Here is a 2,855-nt window from a genome sequence, read left to right as displayed (position 1 = left end):
AGCAGCAAGGGTATTACTACCCTCATCGCCATATTTGTGAGCATCTGGCATTTCTCCAATGCCCACAGAATCTAAAACTATTAAAAATACTCTCTTTTTATTTTTAATAAGATCCTCTAATAATCTGACTTATTCTCTTCGCCCTTAAGCATCTTTATAGCTGAGCTTGTTCCTATTCTGTCGCAACCTGCTTCTATGAAGGCTACTAGGTCTTCTTTTGTTCTAACTCCACCAGCTGCTTTTATTTTAACATTTTCTCCTATGTGTTTATTAAATAGAAGTACATCTTCCATCCTAGCTCCGTCCGTACCAAAGCCTGTGGATGTCTTGATATAATCAGCTCCTGCCTTAGTAACTGCTTCGCACATAGCAATTTTTTCTTCTTCTGTCAAATAGCAAGTTTCTATAATTACCTTAAGGATCTTATCTCCTACAGCTTCCTTAATAGCTCTTATCTCATCTTCTACCTTCTTGTAGTCTCCGTTTTTAACATCTGAGATATTTACGACCATATCTATCTCACTTGCTCCATTGGCAAGGGATTGTTCTGCTTCTACAATCTTTGATTCTCTTAGATTGTATCCTAGAGGGAAGCCAATTACTGTACAAATTGTTAGTTTATCACCATATTTTTCCTTAACTCTTTTTATATATGTTTGTGGTATACAAACTGAAGCTGTTTGATATTTCACTGCTTCATCACAAAGTTTCTCTATATCTTCCCATTTAGCAAAAGCTTTCAATAAAGTATGGTCTATGTGACCGTATATTTCTTTGTTTTCCATTTTCCTCTCCTTACTTGTTAAAGGTTTTCCTCGTGTCTAGACTAGTATTTCCTTTTGATAATTCTATATTACATCAGTTTTGTTATTTTGTCAACATAAAATGTTATAATTTTACCATTATTTTATCAAGATGGTCACCAGCTCTTAATTTATAAGATATTTAGGGTACAATTAAGCTAAAGGTGGTTGGAGTATATGGCTAAAAAAGACGAAAGATTAAATAAGATAATAAGCATAGTCAAGAATAAAAACGGGTCTTCCATAAAGGAATTGGCAAGTGACTTGTCAGTCTCTGAGATGACTATAAGAAGAGATATAAAAATCCTTGAAGAAAATAACATTATAGAGGTCTACCATGGGGCTGTTGTTTATAACCCTTCATTAAACAACCCTACCATATCGCAGATAGAGTCGGACTATGACCTAGATCAGAATTTGAAGTTAAACAACAGGCAAAAAGACTTGATTGGAAGAAGGGCTTCTAAGCTAATTGCTGATGGAGATATTGTAATAATAGATACTGGAACTACTACAGATAAGCTTTCTAAGTATATTTCTAATGATATTTCCTCAACATGTCTTGTTTTTTCATCAAATAACTTCCTAAATTTGATGTATAAGGATAATATCGACCTTATTCTTGCAGGTGGATTTTTCCACAGAAATACAGGAATGTTTGAATCCCAGGCTAGCCTTAATGTTATTGAAAACACAAGAGCAAACAAGGTCTTCCTATCAGCAGCTGGAGTACATAAAAATTTGGGTATAACTTGCGCCAACTCCTACGAGTTAGCTACTAAAAAGTTAATTATCAAGAATTCTCTCGAGGTGATTTTGCTCGTAGATTCAAGCAAATTCGATGCAGTAAAGGCCGTTCATTTTTGTGAAATTGATGATGTTGATATTGTTGTAACAGATAAAAATATAAAAAAAGAATGGATTAGTTATTTAAAAGAAAAGGGCATTAGAGTAATAATAGCCGACAAATAAAAGGCAAAAAAGGCAAGAGTTAAACTTATAAGCTTTGCTCCTGCCTTTTTTTTAAATATAAAATCTCAATCTAATGAATTACTCACCATCAATTACTGTATCAGAAAAGCCAATCATCAAATTCAAATCAGAATTTTCCATTTGTAGGATTCCGTATTCTACCAGGCTTACTTCTGGATTATCCTTATATCTTTTATCTGGACTTCCGTCTTTGTTTGTGTGCTTGTAGGTTTTTTCTAGGATTGTTGCATCTTTTGCGACTCTCCCTTCCTCCTTGAAGTCTTCTGCCCTAAGATCTACCCTTAGGTCCTTATAGTCAATTGCCTTAAGGTCCTTGTTTTTCGCAAGTAAAAGAGCATCTGGCAAGAAGCTTATGCTTATACCATCAGCTTTAAGGCTTATTATATCTACATTTGTATCTATTCCATTAGGAAGGCCCTTTACTAGTCTTAGAGGGCTTCTATCTAGGATTAGATCATTTTCTAGATCATTTATTAGAAAGACTTCATCACTTTCTAATATCCCAGCCAAAAGCTTATTGCTAAGGTCGTATTCTTCCTTGGATCCTTCTTCGAAGTCATATTCTAAGCTTACTGGTTCTGGATTTTTCTTATAAAAATAAAGAATAGCACCTATTATTGTAAGGCCTATGAATAAGGGATTTATAAAAAATAAAAATATTCCTACAACAGAAAGAATAAGGCCGACAAGCTTGTAGGGTCTTTCTGCCTTTCTACTTTCTAGAACATCTTCCAGGGCGGTCGACTGGATATTCTTAAAGTCGATAGGAGATTTTTTATTTATTGTTTTCCCTTCTTTATTTTTATTATCTTTCATATGATTTTTCCCAAAATCATTTAGGGGATTTTTAAATTCTTTCTGATAGGATAGGCCCGTTCCAGGGATATAGGCTGTTCCTCTGATATTTCCCTTAGCAGTTTTGGTTAGTCTAAATCCCTTTCCTCCCCAGGAAAATCCTAGACCAGTCTTTGACATGTTTATCCTAAAGCCCTTGCCTAAATTTATACTTTTTCTAAATCTTATTCCCATAACTTCCTCCTTTGATAATTATATCAAATC

Annotated in this window: 3 protein-coding genes; 1 reads left to right on the top strand and 2 read right to left on the bottom strand. The window is 34.2% G+C overall.

What is annotated here, in order from left to right:
• Positions 1–116: 116 nt before the first annotated feature.
• Positions 117–785: a deoxyribose-phosphate aldolase gene (deoC, locus tag MRZ08_RS00260; protein WP_290878607.1), complete on the bottom strand. Its 669-nt coding sequence runs from the start codon at positions 783–785 to the stop codon at positions 117–119.
• Positions 786–980: 195 nt separating this feature from the next.
• On the opposite strand from deoC, the gene MRZ08_RS00255 reads away from it, so the two are divergent.
• On the top strand, positions 981–1,775 hold the full coding sequence (locus MRZ08_RS00255) for a DeoR/GlpR family DNA-binding transcription regulator (protein WP_290878606.1): 795 nt from the start codon (positions 981–983) through the stop codon (positions 1,773–1,775).
• Between the two features lie 78 nt (positions 1,776–1,853).
• Here MRZ08_RS00255 and MRZ08_RS00250 read toward each other — a convergent pair whose 3' ends face one another.
• The gene (locus MRZ08_RS00250) at positions 1,854–2,825 is read right to left on the bottom strand and encodes a DUF4236 domain-containing protein (RefSeq protein ID WP_290878603.1); all 972 of its coding nucleotides are present in this window, start codon (positions 2,823–2,825) and stop codon (positions 1,854–1,856) included.
• Positions 2,826–2,855: the final 30 nt, after the last annotated feature.

Source organism: Anaerococcus sp. (assembly GCF_022770135.1).
Classification (GTDB): Bacteria; Bacillota; Clostridia; order Tissierellales; family Peptoniphilaceae; genus Anaerococcus.
This window is presented reverse-complemented; position numbering and strand designations above follow the sequence as displayed.

Coding starts and splice junctions, on each gene's coding strand:
- deoC (WP_290878607.1), bottom strand. CDS start 785: ATGGAAAACAAAGAAATATACGGTCACATAGACCATACTTTATTGAAA.
- MRZ08_RS00255 (WP_290878606.1), top strand. CDS start 981: ATGGCTAAAAAAGACGAAAGATTAAATAAGATAATAAGCATAGTCAAG.
- MRZ08_RS00250 (WP_290878603.1), bottom strand. CDS start 2,825: ATGGGAATAAGATTTAGAAAAAGTATAAATTTAGGCAAGGGCTTTAGG.